Origin of the sequence: Acinetobacter rongchengensis (assembly GCF_003611475.1) — a bacterium.
GTDB classification, from domain to species: Bacteria; Pseudomonadota; Gammaproteobacteria; order Pseudomonadales; family Moraxellaceae; genus Acinetobacter; species Acinetobacter rongchengensis.
Genome location: NZ_RAXT01000001.1, coordinates 141,488 through 156,932 on the forward strand (window position 1 = coordinate 141,488; position 15,445 = coordinate 156,932).

A 15,445-nucleotide genomic window follows, 5' to 3' on the forward strand; every position below is an offset into this window, starting at 1 on the left:
CATATTAGACTGTAGCAATACATATTATCAACGCTGACCCCGAGGTTTGGAGAAGCATCATGGCTTATAGTGAAAAAGTAATCGATCATTACGAAAACCCTCGTAATGTAGGTGTTTTAGACAAAAATGCGGAAAATGTTGGTACAGGTATGGTCGGCGCACCAGCTTGTGGCGATGTTATGCGCCTTCAAATCCAAGTGGATGATAATGGTGTTATTGAAGAAGCACGCTTTAAAACCTATGGTTGTGGTTCTGCAATTGCTTCAAGTTCACTTGTAACTGAATGGTTAAAAGGTAAAACTTTAGACGAAGCTCAAGCGATCAAAAATATTGATATCGCAACTGAACTTGCTCTACCTCCTGTAAAAGTACACTGTTCAGTACTTGCAGAAGATGCCATTAAAGCTGCTGTTGAAGATTACCGTAGCAAGAAAACTAAAGCCTAATATCTGTAGGTTTATTTTACAGATCATTTTATCACGGAGTTTTCATGATCCACTTAACTGAAAATGCTGCAACTCATATCAGCAATTATTTAAAAAATCGCGGTAAGGGTGAAGGTATTCGTCTTGGTGTGAAAACTTCAGGCTGTTCTGGATTGGCTTATGTGCTCGAATTTGTAGATGAAATAGATACACATGATCAAATTTTTGAACAGTTTGGCGTTAAAGTTTTTGTAGACCCAAAAAGTTTGGTTTACCTCGAAGGCATGGAAATGGACTATGTAAAGAATGGTCTAAATGAAGGCTTCGAGTTTAATAACCCAAACAAAAAAGGTGAATGTGGTTGTGGTGAATCTTTCACTGTTTAATAACAGCCCCTACACTTTTCATATTAAAACAGTGCACAACACTGTTTTAATCATATTTATTTATACCGTTTTCTTGCAAAACATCGTGGATGAGTATCTCCCATGAGTCATTTTGAGCTGTTTAATCTCCCAGAAGCACTCGATATTGATCTAGCAACCTTAAAAGCTAATTTTTTAAAATTGCAACAACAATATCATCCTGATAAAGCTGAAGATAAAGATCAAGCGCTGATTAAATCAAGTGAAATTAATCAAGCATATAAAGCTTTGTCTCATGTGGATAGTCGAGCCGCTTATCTTTTAGCACTCAAAAAACAAGATCATCATTTAGATCAATCCATTAATGATTTTGAATTTTTACAATCTGCGCTAGAAATACGCGAACAATTAGATGAAGCAAGTTCAACCGACCAGCTTAACTCACTTAAAAATGAAGTAAACCAATGGATTGATGGTTTAGTTCGTGAATTTAAAATTGATTATTTAGCTGAAGATTGGGCAGAAGCACGAGATACAGTTCGTAAATTACGTTTTTTCCAAAAAGTGATGAATGACATTGAAAAGACTGAAGATCGTCTTTTAGATGATGAAGACTTTGATTTAGACGACGATTTTTAACTTCAAGCTCAACCCATTCACCTAAAGCGCTATTTTGTATATTTAAAGCTTGTATATTTTAAGGATGTAACACATGGCACTCTTGCAAATTGCTGAACCAGGTCAATCAAGTGCGCCACATGAACACCGTATCGCAATTGGTATTGATCTAGGTACAACACATTCTTTAGTTGCCACAGTATTGTCTGGAAAAGCTAAAGTTCTGAATGATGAACATGGCCGTGTACTGCTACCCTCTATTGTCCATTATTCAACAAATACAACTGAATATGGTGATGCAGCTAAACCCTTTATCACGACAGATCCTAAAAACAGCATTGTTTCAGTTAAACGCTTTATGGGGCGTTCTAAAGCAGATATTAAATTTCAGCATCCATATAACCTCGTCGGTGCGGATAATGAAATGCCTGCATTCGAAACCGCTCAAGGTCGTAAAACACCTGTAGAAATTTCTGCTGAAATTTTAAAACAACTCAAGGATCGTGCTGAAAAAAGCTTAAATAATCCTGTGAATGGTGCAGTGATCACCGTTCCTGCCTATTTTGACGAAGCACAACGCCAAGCAACCCGTGATGCAGCGGAACTTGCTGGTTTAAATGTACTACGCTTACTGAATGAGCCAACAGCTGCGGCTGTTGCCTATGGCTTGGATCAAGCGAGCAACCTTGAGAATGATCGCAATTATGTGATTTATGATCTCGGTGGTGGTACTTTTGACGTTTCAATTTTACGTTTTTCTCAAGGTGTTTTTGAAGTTCTCGCAACGGGTGGTCATACAGCACTGGGTGGTGATGATTTAGATCGCTTAATTGTTAAATGGGCAAAAAAACAACTCAACATAGACACTTTAGATGATGCTGAATATGCACATTTTCTAGTCTCTGCACGTAAAGCCAAAGAAGCGCTAAGCGATGCGGAATCTGTGGATATTAAAGTTCTTGGCCATCATTTAACTTTGAACCGTAGCACTTTTGAAGAAATCATCAAAGTTGCTTTAGATAAAACCATCAGTGTTTGCAAACGTGTCATGCGAGATGCCAAACTCGAACTTGATGATATTCAAAATGTTGTCTTAGTGGGTGGTTCAACCCGATCTTATGCTGTACAAAATGCAGTCCAAGCTACTTTTAAACAAGAGCCACTTTGTACAATTAATCCTGATGAAGTCGTTGCGATTGGTGCATCTATTACTGCAAATCAATTGATTGGTAATTCAAAAGATGGATCTTTACTACTGGATGTAACGCCACTATCACTTGGTTTAGAAACCATGGGGGGTTTAGTTGAACGCTTAATTTCACGTAATACAGCTATTCCTGTGGCTCGTCGTCAAGAATTTACCACCTATCAAGATGGTCAAACAGCCATGTTGATTCATGTCGTACAAGGTGAACGTGATCTTGTTGAGCATTGCCGTAGCTTAGGGCGTTTTGTTCTACGTGGCATTCCACCAATGACTGCAGGTCAGGCTCGTATTGAAGTGACTTTCCAAGTCGATGCTGATGGTTTATTAACAGTTTCTGCCAAAGAAACCAGCTCTGGCGTACAAGCGCAGATTGATATCAAACCCTCTTATGGATTGTCTGAAACAGATACTGAACGTTTACTTTTAGATGGCTATAAATTTGCTGAAGTAGATAAAAATCTTCGTCATTTAAATGAAACTAAGGTTGAAGCTCGCCGAGAGCTTGAAGCATTAGAACAGGCTTTAAAAGTTGATGCACAACTTTTAAGTACAAAACAATTAGATTCACTGAATCAAGCAACTGCCCAATTAAAAGCACAACTTGAAACAGATGACATCAAGGCTATTGAACATGCTATTGAGCAGCTAAAAGTATATAGTGATGCTTTTGCTGCAGAACGTATGAATCAACATATTGATCACGCCTTAAAAGGCACTAAACTTGATGACTGGTCAAACTCAAACTAATTTATAGGTAAAGACTATGCCACGTATTAAAGTACTACCTCACGCAACAATTTGCCCGAATGGTGCTGAGTTTGAAGTTGAAGAAAATGCCAATCTTTGTCAAAGCTTACTCGATAACGGCATCAAAATTGAGCATGCTTGCGATATGTCAAAAGCCTGTACAACTTGCCATGTCGTTGTTCGCAAAGGTTTTGACAACCTAGATGAAATGGATGATGTTGAAGCTGATTTACTTGACCGCGCTTGGGGGTTAGAGCCAGACTCTCGCCTTTCATGTCAAGTTAAAATCACCGATGAAGATATGGAAATTGAAATTCCAAAATACACCATTAATCATGCTTCAGAGAACCATTAATTCTCAATCAAAGTATGCGAATAAAAAAACCACTCTAAACTGAGTGGTTTTTTTACAACTGAAATTCAGGAAAATTAAAAATATCAGATCAAATAATCCGATCTAATTTCATCTTCAGCATTTAATTTTGCAACGCCTTGGGCATTGGTTAAACGTTGTTGAATTTTAATACGTTGAACCATTTTTTCTAAAACTTCAACCAATTCAGCATATTCAAAGTTTTGTACTTCTTCTAAATTGAGCACCAAGTGAAAGCCTTTATACTCATAATCAAACCATTGCTGATTTTCATTTTTATTGGCTGAATATTTTTCCATCACTTGCCAAGTACGTACTTTGCCTTGAATGCCTTTTAACTCAATTGGCTCTTTAGGCGCACAAAGATAATCATTTTTGATCAACTTAAACGTCTCTTCTGAAATTAAAATCTCATCAATTTCAGCAGCATATTGTAATCGTGCTGCCAAATTAGCATCACGTCCCACAATTGTATAAGCCATACGATGAACTGCACCGTAGTTACCTACGTGGCAATACCCTGTACTTACCCCCATACGAATATGCAATGGTGCATAACCCATTTTCACCCAGCGCTCTCGTAAAAACGTCATTTGTTGACGCATTGCCAAAGCCATATCCATACAATTTTTAGCATCCCGCTCTACACCTTGCGAGTCAGGATCGCCAAAGAAAATCAAAATAGCATCGCCCATAAATTTATCAATGGTTGCGCCATATTGTTTTGCAATTTCAGTCATATGACTGAGATAATCATTTAACACAAATGCTAAATCATCTGGAATAAGTGTTTCAGATAACTCAGTAAAACCTTGAATATCTGAGAAGAAAACGGTGATCTTTTTACGTTTATATTCGATTTTCGCCTCTGAATCACCTCGCATAATCGCCTGCCACAATTGTAATGGCGCATAACGACTCAGCTGATTTGATAATTCAATATAACGATTCATTTCGTTAAAATAAGTTTGCTTTTGCTTTTCAACTCGCTTCATGCGTCTGTTTTGATAATAGTTTCCAATATTAACAAACATGATCAAACTAACAAACGACAAGACCGAAAGTTCTAAACTGGTTTGTTCGAAATAACCATCAAAACCAAAAATGAAAATAATGTTGGTATAAAAAACCACGAAAGCAATTAAAGTGGCTAAAGATCCCATCATAAAGGATATTTTGTTATTGATTGCAGTATAAATAAGTGCAAACAGCAAGACAAAAGACACCACTAAACTTAAATGCACAGCGGCCAATGCAGTAGATACAACCACCACATCAATTAAAAAATAAATATTTTTTCTCGCTTTATAACCATAACGATATTCAAGCCAACGAGAAAGTTTTGGACTAATTAAGAAAATAAATAAAATAAAAATAGGGACATAAATTTGATAATTCGCGTTAGCTGAAGTGAAATAATAAATAACAACCAATAAAGCAATAATGACATATCCCATAAACCGCTGGAATATTTCGAATTGCTTAGGCTCTTTATCTAACATACGGTCAAATGGCAAAATATTTCACCTCGAATGTCATTTATTAAACACTTCCTATGCGTCGCTGAATTAATCCATACGCCAATCAAATGGCATATCACCTTGACCACGTAGAGCCAACATCAGTGTTTGACGCATATGTGCCAAAACTTCATTTGTATATGGAACAGCTTGAAGACCAAACACTGGCTTAGGCCACGCTACATCGTTTTGATAACGAACAACATGGTGAAAATGTAATTGCGGAACCATATTTCCCAATGCTGCCACATTCATTTTGTCAGCACGGAAAACACGAGAAAGCTGGCTCGATAACCAACTAGATTCACGCAAAAACTGCTCTTGATCTGCTTGACTCAGTTCATAAAGCTCTGTAATACCTGGCACACGTGGGATAAGAATCAACCACGGGAATTGCATATCATTCATTAAACGACATGTTGAAAGCGGAAAATCGCCTACAAAAAAAGTATCTTGAGCAAGTTGTGGATGCAAACTAAACATATCTTTATAAATGACGCAAAATTAAAATGATGGACAATACTACCACATCGGTTTTCATGTGAGTATTGCTTAGCTTGTGTTTCTGTACAAATTAATACAGATAAATTTGTACTTGATCACAATTACACTTTAAAGAATCACAATTTTTTTTCAAGAAGTCTGAGCTAAATTTTTCAATTATTTTCTTTCATTTACTTTTATAGAGCATTCATATTTCAATGATTTTTTCTAAACCATATCATTAAGGCCTCTTCCTGAACACTTTAGGCTTTTCATTCACCTTGTTCAGGAAGTTTAAACACTTAAACGGATAAAAACTGCTCACATAGAACTGTCATAAAACTTAAATCAGCCTCACTTTAATTCTGAAATAAGCTTATTGAGAAGCTCCTGAATAAATTGAATACGTTTTTCGTATTCCTCTAGCATCACCATCACTTTTAAGCGCTGACCACCTTCCATACGATAATAAGTTGGTTGTTTTTGCATAAGCTGGATAATGCTCAGTGCCTGAACAGGTGTATCTGGTGAAAATTCTACAACACCACCATTCGCACCGATATCAATCTTGGTAATACCTAAAAACTCTGCATGAATTCGAATTTGATGTACGCTGAATAAATGTTTGACTGCCTGTGGTGGCACACCAAAACGATCAATTAACTCCATGCGAATATTATCTAACTTTTCTTGCGTATCTGTATTACTAATACGTTTATAGAATAATAAGCGTTGATGCACATCACCCAAATAATCATCTGGAATCAAAGCTGGCATGTGCAAACTAATTTCAGCCGTCAATGATAATGGTGCATCAAAATTAGGGGTTTTACCATTTTGAATTGCTTTGGTGGCTTTTTCGAGCATCTCCATATACAAGCTATAACCAATCGCTTGCATAGAACCACTTTGTTGCTCACCTAACAGCTCTCCAGCGCCACGAATTTCTAAATCTTCTGTAGCTAACATAAACCCTGCACCAAGATTTGATGCTCTAGTGATCGCATCTAAACGTTTTTCAGCATCACCTTTTAAGCCTTTTAATGAAGGAACCATTAAATAAGCATAGGCTTGGTGATGAGAGCGTCCAACACGGCCTCGTAATTGATGTAATTGTGCTAAACCCAATTTATCTGCACGTTCGATGATAATGGTATTGGCGTTTGGAACATCAATCCCTGTTTCAATAATCGTAGAGCACACCAAAACATTGTATTCTTTATGATAGAACTGCTGCATAACTTGCTCTAATTCACGTTCACGCATTTGTCCATGTGCGACCGCAACACGTGCCTCAGGGACTAAATTACGAATATTTTCAGCAGCGCGTTCAATCGTATCTACTTCATTATGCAGAATATAAACCTGTCCACCACGTAACAACTCACGCAGAATCGCCTCTTTCATGGTTTCATTGGTTTGTTCATTGACAAATGTTTTGACAGCCAAACGTCGTGCAGGTGGTGTTGCAATAATAGATAAATCACGCATCCCACTAAACGCCATATTAAGCGTTCGTGGAATTGGGGTTGCTGTAAGTGTCAACATATCCACATCTGCACGCAGTGCTTTGATACGCTCTTTATCACGTACACCAAAGCGATGCTCCTCATCGACAATCATTAAACCTAAGTTTTTAAATTGCACATTTTCCTGAAGAATTTTATGCGTACCGATCACAATATCAACTTTACCATCCACCAAATCTTCAATGATTTTTGTATGGGTTTTATTGGTTCCAAATCGTGAAAGCACTTCAATACGTATTGGCCAATCAGCAAAACGATCTTTGAAAGATTCATAATGCTGTTGTGCCAAAAGTGTGGTTGGTACCAACACTGCAACCTGTTTGTTATTTTGTACTGCAACAAATGCAGCGCGCATAGCCACTTCTGTTTTACCAAAACCAACATCACCACAAACCAAACGATCCATAGGCTTGGCTTGTTGCATATCATATAAGGTAGCTTCAATGGCATTGGCTTGGTCTAGGGTTTCCTCATAGGCAAAACCACTGGAAAATTGCATATAACTACTGTGTTCAAGTTCAAAACTCATGCCCGGTTTAGCTTGACGGCGTGCTTGAATATGCAACAACTCCGCAGCCACATCATGAATTTGTTCTAAAGCTTTTCGTTTGGCTTTATTCCATGCATCTGTACCCAACTTATGTAATGGCGCCAAGTCTGGATCACCGCCACTAAAACGGCTGATCAAATGTAAATGTGTGACTGGAACATAGACTTTTGCCTCGTCGGCATAATTCAACTGTAGAAATTCATAGTCTTGATTGTCAATATTTAAGGTAACCAAGCCTGCATAACGCCCAACGCCATGATCTATATGCACAACAGGTGCACCAATACTCAATTCAGTGAGGCTACGAATTAAAAATTCTTCAGAAACTTCTTGCTGGCGCTTACGACGTCGCTGAACGACACGGTGCTCGTAGAGTTGGTTTTCTGAAATGACAGACAATTGATCTGTAACGACCAATCCACGATCTAAAGGTGCATTGGTAATTGCAACAGAAAAGTTGGATTGACGGAAAATTTCAAAATTTTCAACAACTGGAATTTCACCTAAACTGGCACGCAACGCATCTTTTAAGGTTTCACGGCGTCCTGCACTTTCAGCAACCAATAAAACTGGATGATTGGCAACATCGATGTATTTTTTAACGGCTGAAAAAGGTTTTTCTTGTTTAGGGTCAACAGGGAGTTTTGGTGGTTGTTCTACATTTAAATGAACAACACCTGCCTTTTTCTCAAACTCTTCAGTTGATGCGATAATTCTTGAAAATTGGTTTAAATATTCAAATATTTGGTTCGGTTGTAAAAAGATTTCTTCAGGTGCCAACAAAGGCTGATCAACATTATGACGACGATCCTCATAACGTCGCATCACATCTTTCCAAAAAGTGGTTAATCCTTCATCAATATGTTTATCTGTAATGACAATAACATTACTTGGTAAGTACGATGTTAAACTACTTTGCGACTGCATCGCCTCTTTGCTAAAGAATAGTGGGAAATAAAAATCTAAACCTGGCGAAGCAATCCCTTCTAAAACATCTTGATAGATTGGGTTTTTTTTCGGATTTGCCGTTGGAAAACTTTCTGCATAACGATCACGGAAAATTGAACGTGCTTCTTTGAGCGGGAATTCTTTGGCAGGTAGAACGGTAAACCGATCTAACTTTGTTGTAGTACGTTGTGTTTCAGGATCAAAGAATTTTAGGCTATCAATTTCATCATCAAATAAGTCAATACGAATTGGTGCATTCTGACCTGATGCATAAATATCCATGATGCTACCACGTACGGCAAACTCACCATGATCATAAACGGTATCGACTAAATGGTAGCCAGCCTGAACCAATTTAAGTTTTTGTTGTTCTAAATCAAACTTCTGGCCTACTTTTATATCAAAATGTTCTCCGAGCACCCATGAGGTTGGAGCAACACGTTGCGCAAGTGTTGTTGCAGAAATGAGTAATATGCCTTTTTTAGGCATATTTGAAAGAATAGATAAACGCTCTGAAACAATGTCTTGATGTGGCGATAAGCGATCGTATGGCAATATTTCCCAGTCTGGAAATATCGTTGGTTTAATGCCATAAAACTCGAGTTCACTTTCGAGTTGCCCTAAATGCTGATTATTTCTTGCAACTAAAACAAATAGTTGTTCAGATTGTTCTGAAATTTCTTTAAATAATAAAGCAGCAGAAGATCCGAGCATCGAGCCGATCCAACGCTTTTCACCTATTTTAAGTTGTTTTAAATTGAGTTCAGAGATTTCTTTTTGGAACATGATCGCTATGGGTCTAAAAGACATGGCGATAGTTTAACATGCCCAAACTTTCATGAGAACTTTCATACCAAATCAATTAATGCGTAAAATTTTGATATACAAGAATAAAAACCATCAATAGCATATGATGGTTTTTATCTTTACTTACTGATTAAATTATAATTTTTAACAATCAGCTTCACCAACAATTTGCATTGCCTGTGCTTTCGTTGGTACGTCTACATAACCTTGCGCAGCAATACGGACTCTATCAAGATCGCCATTGCTCCACGACAAAAATGCAATCTTACAAGTACTACATTGATTAAATATCCGTATTTTATTCATAGAACCACTTAAAATTATTCTTACACAACCTAAATTGGCTGATTCAGGAATATCTTGGTTATTTACTTTGTTTAACTCCTTTTCAAAGGTATTTTGAATAAATGTTAACTGGTCAGAAGATATTTTATAATAATCTTCCTCATTTATTACTTCAGTATTCGTAAAACAGCTATATCCTGTTTCACTCCAATAATCACCATCACACCTCAATTCCCTGCCATTTGCACACACCAAGGAACCCTGAGAATAAGTTTTTCCATTATGATTACAACTCATACACTCACCTTTATTGTTTTATCTTTATTTATAGTTCATTAACATTGTTTTTGTATTTTATTAAACATATAAACAATGTTAGCTATAATTATATATCAATTTAAAATAATTACATAGTTTTAATAAAACATCATTCTTACAATTTTTTTCTAAATCATCTTGGTCTTTTAAATTCTTTATAATAATCATTCAGTTTCTGAATAACTGCTTTGAGTTGGATTAGATTTTCTTCTGTATTACCCAATCTTGCAACATAGCGCTTTGAGGCTATTTCCAAATCAATCTTTTCATTGATCAAAATAGCTTTATAAAACAGCGCTTCTAAATCATCAAAATTTGTTAATTTACGATTAGAAAAATACTCCAGCCGCTCAGCTAACGCATTCACCACCACATCATCTACGATATAACCCTTTTCAGAATCAATTTGAATGTTATTCTCACGTAAATAAACTTGTTCAGCACTTTCTTTATGACTCTTAAACATTCCTACAAGTTTATTCAACATTTTCAATCACCCTCATTCAACACTTGATCTATCATAACAAAATTCAACATAAGAATTAAAAAAGGATGCGATCTAGGCATCCTTCAAGATTAAAGCAATCTGCAATATTTTTTAGAACATGATGAAATTACTCATCGCCTAAATCATCTAGAAAATCAACTGTCGGTACAAAGAACAAAGTCCCTGTTTTTGCAGTACTAAAATCCAATAAACTATCTAAATTACCTTCTGCATCACCTTGGAACATATGCTGTAACATCTGACGTGTGACACTGAATTTACGTGCATAACCGATAAAGAAAGTTCCATATTCATTTCTGGATGGATAAGAGAACGGCATATTTGCACGCATAATTTTGATTTCATTACCATCTTCATCATGTGCCTTACTGACCACATTATGTGCAGTTTTCGGCTTAACATCATCCCCCAACTCCACATCATTAAACTTTTTGCGTCCAATGACTTTTTCTTGGTCTTCATCACTTAAGCCACGCCATTTGTCCATGTCATGCATATATTTTTGAATAAAGGCATAACTTCCACCTTTAAATTCTGGATCCTCATCACCAACCAATGCATATTCTGCGGCAATTTCATGTTCAGGATTTTCAGTACCATCAACAAAACCAATAATTGAACGACCATCAAAATAACGGAAGCCATGCACCTCATCAATTGGGGTAGTCACATCTTGTAATTGTTCTTGAATAATACTCGCCAGCTCAAAACAAAGCGCTTGGCGATCAGCACGAATATGGAAAAATAAATCGCCCGGTGTCGACACTGCTGTATATTTAGGACCTTTAATTTCTTGGAATGTTTCTAATTCTTTAGGTTTAGTTTCTTCTGGAAATAAACGATCCCAAGCATCTGAACCAAATCCTAAGGTCGCATTAAATTGAGCATCAGGATAACGATTGCTTAAACTACGTGTTAATGCTGAAAAATTAGCTGAAAAATCTATAACACTATCTACAACCTCTGCCCCTTGCTTTAAGCCCAAAACAATAAATAATGCATTCTCACCAGGACGGCTGATTACAGGTTGGATTCGAGTTGTAGTCATATAAACATCCCTAAATTGATAATATTTTTGTCAATTTATCATAATCTCAATGAGATTTTGTCAATTAGATTCACTATCCATAAGCAAACTTATGATTTAGTGCGACTTAATTTACAAAAAAAGTGCTAAAGCAATACATCGCAACATTCACACAAAGCCAATATTTTTTGCCAATCAAACTAAGACCATGACATTATTTTCAATAAAAAGCACCCTTTTCAGATGCTTATATTTTCATATCACAATTTCAATCCTATCAAGCTTCGATTTCAATCATGTTATGCGCCATATTGTTTTTGCAAATATTGAACAATCGCTTCAGATTCAAATAAATGTACCCCTGTATTGGGATCAATTAAATATGGTACTTGAATATCTTTTTTGTTACGCGCCATGATCGGAATGATTTTTTCACGCTTACCGCCTGACAAAGGTTGATATTTACCCGGTTTTAAACGCAAAACTGCTGGTCCCATATCTTGCCAACGTTCTTTTGCAACATTATGTAATTTAAAAGGTAATTCTAATTCTGTAAGCACGCCACGAATAATACGTGAGTACGGACTTGCTTCAAAACTCCACAACTCTAGCAACTGAGCAGGTGCCTCACGATGGATAACTTTTTTATCAATCCACACACCACGTGCTCCATTGATCATTGTTCCAACCAATGCCACTCTCGGATATTTTGGATACTTCGCATATTTTTGTGGCGTCTTGCCTGTTTTACCGTAATGTTTAAATAGATAATCGACAATCGCTATAGACTCATACAGCTTTTCACCTGTATTTTCATCGACAAAATAAGGAAATTGCGCCTTTCCACCTTGCTCTTTGACAATTTTACGGTATTTGGTTCCGCCTTTGGGGCATGGATAGACCTCATAATCAAGGTTTAATAAAGTCAAAACCTCACGAACACGGCGACAAAATGGTGAACCTTCAAATTCATACAATTTTAATGCTTTTTCAGGTTGATTGGGAAATGCTGTCCCTGAAACGCCTCGACCACCCGCTGTCAGGCTTGAAAGCAATGCTTGTACAACTTTTATTTGATGGTGCACCATTTTATGGTCCTTATGATTTGTCTAATCTTATAAATCGACTAATTTTTCTTTTGCAACTACGATTCCGTTGTTATCTGCATACAGATAATCACCAGAATTGAAACTTACACTACCAAAATACAAGGCAACATCGACTTCACCTATGCCTTTACGATTACTTTTTTGTGGAATTGCAGCCAATGCATGTACACCTAAATCAAGTTCTGCCAATGCATCCACATCACGCACACAACCGTAAATCACAACACCATTCCAGTGATTTTTAACCGCAGATTCAGCAATCATATCGCCCATCAAAGCACAACGCATTGATGCGCCACCATCTACCACTAAAACCTTACCTGTTCCATCCGTTGCCAATAACTCTTTAACACGTGAATTATCTTCAAAACATTTAACTGTCACAATTTGCCCACCAAATGTCTTGCGCGCACCATAACTCTTGAAGAATTTACCATCCATTGACGGAATTAAGGTTTGAATCTCTTTATCTGGATTATCATCTAATAAATCACACGTTACGAATGGAACTGTAGTCACTTTAATTCTCCATTATTGGGCATTGAGTATGCGTAAATTATCATATATTTCAAAATTTTCAGTCTGAGTTTGTGCTGCCTCGACCATAGTATGAGCCACTTGATCTGCTGTCACTGGCTTATATTTAAAAGAATTTGGAACCAAATGCGAAACCTTGAGATAAGCGCTTTGCATAGCACCTTCCATGGTTCTTTTTTCTTGGCGTTCACCTATCAGCAAAGATGGTTGAAGAATAGAAATACGATACAAATCTAGCTTTTGAATGTATTGTTCCAACTTTCCTTTGACTTGATTGTAAAAAATCGGCGAGCTTGCACTTGCACCCAATGCACTCACCAAAAGAAAATGTGTTTCCGTCATTTCAAACAAATCTGCAAAATGTGCATTGATTTCAAAATCAATATTATAAAAAGCCTGTTTTGAACCCGCTTTTTTAATGGTTGACCCTAGGCAGCTAAAAGCATGACTATAACCACTGACATCCTGATCATTGAGCAACAAGAAGTCTTCTATGACAAATTGCTCTACTTTACTCAAATGCTTAAAGTCTGCTGATTCACGTCTTACAATCGCTGTAATTTTCTCACAATTTGGATTTTGCTGAAGTTGCTCAATCAAAGCTTTCCCCACCAAACCTGTTGCTCCAATTACAATTGCATTTTTAATCGATTTAGTCATTTTTTAAACAATCTCCTGAACTTATTACTAATCTAACGTTTTATTTAGAATTTTTCTGCATCAATAATGTTGCCAAAACAAGCCAAGACTTGACTTTGAAGCTGGTTTTAATCACAATATGGCACTTGTTTACGGGCTGGTGAAAATTCTCTGATGTAGGTTTTCAGATGTAATTTCAGCCCGCCCAGACCAATCTATTTCAAGGAGTGCACGAGTGGCAAACTCTGCTCAAGCAAAAAAACGTGCTAAACAAAACGTTAAAGCACGCAAACACAACGCAAGCTTACGTTCTATGGTTCGTACTTATATCAAACGTACAGTAGCTGCTATTGCTGCTGGTGACTATACTGTTGCTACTGATGCTTACAAAAAAGCTGTTCCAGTAATCGACCGTATGGCTGATAAAGGCATCATCCATAAAAACAAAGCTGCTCGTCATAAGAGCCGTTTAAATGCACAAGTTAAAGCATTAGCTAACTAAGTTGTTGCATAGAAAAGAGCCCTAAATTATAGGGCTTTTTTTGTATCCGATACTTTATAAAACCAAATAGTTTATAAAACTAAACTTTATTGCTCAAACAATTCAAAAATATCAATAAATTTAAAAAATAACATCTTTAACCCATCAATAGATCAAAGCGTAAACTAAACCATTCCCATTTAATATTGCTGAAACTCTCGGATAGACAAATCACCTTTCTCACCGCGCCATATCCATTTCAAATGGCAATCAGCAAAACGGTCACCTTCAAACCAAACAAATAAACCTTCCATCATTTCAGGCCAATCACTTTGGTTAATTTGAGTACGTTTTGAAATAACAGCAATTATTGCAGCGAGAATTGTATCGTGGCTGACTGCAAGGCTCAGTTGGTTTTGCCCTGTTGGATGTGTTTCATAAATTAATTCAAGTACATCTACCACACCTGTAATCGGATGTTTCATTCCTGGCAAGGTATTATTCACAAAACTATTAATAAAACCTAAAGCACCCTGTTGACGAAAATACGGTGCAGCTTGTTTGATATCCAGTACAAAACTCCCGGGTTCAACCAATAATCCTTTTTCTACAATTTCAATATGATGCGTATTATTATCAGGTAAAATCGTATCCGCCCCCTGAATCATCAAAGCCGCTGTATCGACGCAACGTTGAATTGGACTTGAAATACAATGTTGAATCACCCGATCTGTATGATCAATCAAATGCGAGCCCCAAGCTTGCGCTAAATCACGGCCTTGTGAAGTCAATTGTAAATCATAGCCCGACAAACCTTGCCCATTCACTATTTCACGAATCGAATGTCGGGTAAATAAAGTCACAGGCGTACTGGTATCTGGCAATAAATCAATTGCTTTTAGCATGCTCTTTGGCAATAAATCTAAGGCCATATTCAATCATAACTCTGCTTTGTACTGCTCCCACTAT

General features: G+C 36.9%; 16 protein-coding genes. 6 read left to right on the plus strand and 10 right to left on the minus strand.

The features are described from left to right. The first annotated feature begins 59 nt into the window (after window positions 1–59). From iscU to fdx, 5 genes are all read left to right on the plus strand, one after another. On the plus strand, window positions 60–446 hold the full coding sequence (gene iscU, locus D7V20_RS00715; protein WP_005010233.1) for a Fe-S cluster assembly scaffold IscU: 387 nt from the start codon (window positions 60–62) through the stop codon (window positions 444–446). Between the two features lie 44 nt (window positions 447–490). Then, window positions 491–811: an iron-sulfur cluster assembly protein IscA gene (gene iscA, locus D7V20_RS00720; protein ID WP_120382442.1), complete on the plus strand. Its 321-nt coding sequence runs from the start codon at window positions 491–493 to the stop codon at window positions 809–811. 102 nt (window positions 812–913) lie between these two features. Continuing rightward, complete coding sequence (gene hscB, locus D7V20_RS00725) at window positions 914–1,429, plus strand: Fe-S protein assembly co-chaperone HscB (protein ID WP_120382443.1); 516 nt, start codon at window positions 914–916, stop codon at window positions 1,427–1,429. 73 nt (window positions 1,430–1,502) lie between these two features. Further along, window positions 1,503–3,362 (plus strand): Fe-S protein assembly chaperone HscA, encoded by a 1,860-nt coding sequence (gene hscA, locus D7V20_RS00730; RefSeq protein ID WP_120382444.1) that lies wholly within the window; start codon window positions 1,503–1,505, stop codon window positions 3,360–3,362. Between the two features lie 16 nt (window positions 3,363–3,378). Further along, complete coding sequence (fdx, locus tag D7V20_RS00735) at window positions 3,379–3,717, plus strand: ISC system 2Fe-2S type ferredoxin (protein ID WP_010114772.1); 339 nt, start codon at window positions 3,379–3,381, stop codon at window positions 3,715–3,717. Between the two features lie 83 nt (window positions 3,718–3,800). Here fdx and D7V20_RS00740 read toward each other — a convergent pair whose 3' ends face one another. The 9 genes from D7V20_RS00740 to D7V20_RS00780 all read right to left on the minus strand — a co-directional run bounded on the left by D7V20_RS00740 (window position 3,801) and on the right by D7V20_RS00780 (window position 14,016). Further along, window positions 3,801–5,252, minus strand: a complete 1,452-nt coding sequence (locus D7V20_RS00740; protein ID WP_120382445.1) for an adenylate/guanylate cyclase domain-containing protein — start codon at window positions 5,250–5,252, stop codon at window positions 3,801–3,803. A 51-nt stretch (window positions 5,253–5,303) separates the two neighbouring features. Beyond that, window positions 5,304–5,738 carry an HIT domain-containing protein gene (locus D7V20_RS00745; RefSeq protein ID WP_004830893.1) on the minus strand — a complete coding sequence of 145 codons (435 nt, stop codon included), beginning with the start codon at window positions 5,736–5,738 and terminating at the stop codon, window positions 5,304–5,306. A 354-nt stretch (window positions 5,739–6,092) separates the two neighbouring features. Then, a complete protein-coding gene (gene mfd / locus D7V20_RS00750) occupies window positions 6,093–9,551 on the minus strand; it encodes a transcription-repair coupling factor (protein ID WP_120382446.1) in 3,459 nt (1,152 codons plus the stop codon). A 165-nt stretch (window positions 9,552–9,716) separates the two neighbouring features. Then, window positions 9,717–10,154 carry a hypothetical protein gene (locus D7V20_RS00755; protein ID WP_120382447.1) on the minus strand — a complete coding sequence of 146 codons (438 nt, stop codon included), beginning with the start codon at window positions 10,152–10,154 and terminating at the stop codon, window positions 9,717–9,719. Window positions 10,155–10,308: 154 nt separating this feature from the next. Further along, entirely contained in the window at window positions 10,309–10,662 is a 354-nt protein-coding gene (locus tag D7V20_RS00760; RefSeq protein ID WP_120382448.1) for a hypothetical protein, read from the minus strand. A 127-nt stretch (window positions 10,663–10,789) separates the two neighbouring features. Continuing rightward, entirely contained in the window at window positions 10,790–11,731 is a 942-nt protein-coding gene (locus D7V20_RS00765) for a Dyp-type peroxidase (RefSeq protein ID WP_120382449.1), read from the minus strand. A gap of 278 nt (window positions 11,732–12,009) precedes the next feature. Continuing rightward, on the minus strand, window positions 12,010–12,798 hold the full coding sequence (locus D7V20_RS00770; protein WP_120382450.1) for a glutathione S-transferase N-terminal domain-containing protein: 789 nt from the start codon (window positions 12,796–12,798) through the stop codon (window positions 12,010–12,012). Window positions 12,799–12,825: 27 nt separating this feature from the next. Further along, a complete protein-coding gene (gene rraA, locus D7V20_RS00775) occupies window positions 12,826–13,338 on the minus strand; it encodes a ribonuclease E activity regulator RraA (RefSeq protein WP_120382451.1) in 513 nt (170 codons plus the stop codon). Window positions 13,339–13,350: 12 nt separating this feature from the next. Then, entirely contained in the window at window positions 13,351–14,016 is a 666-nt protein-coding gene (locus D7V20_RS00780; RefSeq protein ID WP_120382452.1) for an NAD-dependent epimerase/dehydratase family protein, read from the minus strand. Window positions 14,017–14,230: 214 nt separating this feature from the next. Between D7V20_RS00780 and rpsT the strand changes: the two genes are divergently transcribed. Then, window positions 14,231–14,497, plus strand: a complete 267-nt coding sequence (gene rpsT, locus D7V20_RS00785) for a 30S ribosomal protein S20 (protein WP_010114753.1) — start codon at window positions 14,231–14,233, stop codon at window positions 14,495–14,497. Between the two features lie 179 nt (window positions 14,498–14,676). Here the strand turns inward: rpsT and D7V20_RS00790 are convergent, their stop codons facing one another. Next, on the minus strand, window positions 14,677–15,408 hold the full coding sequence (locus D7V20_RS00790) for a histidine phosphatase family protein (RefSeq protein ID WP_120382453.1): 732 nt from the start codon (window positions 15,406–15,408) through the stop codon (window positions 14,677–14,679). Between the last annotated feature and the right edge of the window lie 37 nt (window positions 15,409–15,445).

Bases quoted from the DNA above. Each gene is read 5' to 3' on its own strand.
- D7V20_RS00755 (WP_120382447.1), bottom strand. From the start codon at position 10,154: ATGAGTTGTAATCATAATGGAAAAACTTATTCTCAGGGTTCCTTGGTG.
- hscA (WP_120382444.1), top strand. From the start codon at position 1,503: ATGGCACTCTTGCAAATTGCTGAACCAGGTCAATCAAGTGCGCCACAT.
- D7V20_RS00780 (WP_120382452.1), bottom strand. From the start codon at position 14,016: ATGACTAAATCGATTAAAAATGCAATTGTAATTGGAGCAACAGGTTTG.
- D7V20_RS00745 (WP_004830893.1), bottom strand. From the start codon at position 5,738: ATGTTTAGTTTGCATCCACAACTTGCTCAAGATACTTTTTTTGTAGGC.
- D7V20_RS00765 (WP_120382449.1), bottom strand. From the start codon at position 11,731: ATGACTACAACTCGAATCCAACCTGTAATCAGCCGTCCTGGTGAGAAT.
- iscA (WP_120382442.1), top strand. From the start codon at position 491: ATGATCCACTTAACTGAAAATGCTGCAACTCATATCAGCAATTATTTA.
- mfd (WP_120382446.1), bottom strand. From the start codon at position 9,551: ATGTTCCAAAAAGAAATCTCTGAACTCAATTTAAAACAACTTAAAATA.
- iscU (WP_005010233.1), top strand. From the start codon at position 60: ATGGCTTATAGTGAAAAAGTAATCGATCATTACGAAAACCCTCGTAAT.
- D7V20_RS00770 (WP_120382450.1), bottom strand. From the start codon at position 12,798: ATGGTGCACCATCAAATAAAAGTTGTACAAGCATTGCTTTCAAGCCTG.
- D7V20_RS00760 (WP_120382448.1), bottom strand. From the start codon at position 10,662: ATGTTGAATAAACTTGTAGGAATGTTTAAGAGTCATAAAGAAAGTGCT.
- hscB (WP_120382443.1), top strand. From the start codon at position 914: ATGAGTCATTTTGAGCTGTTTAATCTCCCAGAAGCACTCGATATTGAT.
- fdx (WP_010114772.1), top strand. From the start codon at position 3,379: ATGCCACGTATTAAAGTACTACCTCACGCAACAATTTGCCCGAATGGT.
- D7V20_RS00790 (WP_120382453.1), bottom strand. From the start codon at position 15,408: ATGGCCTTAGATTTATTGCCAAAGAGCATGCTAAAAGCAATTGATTTA.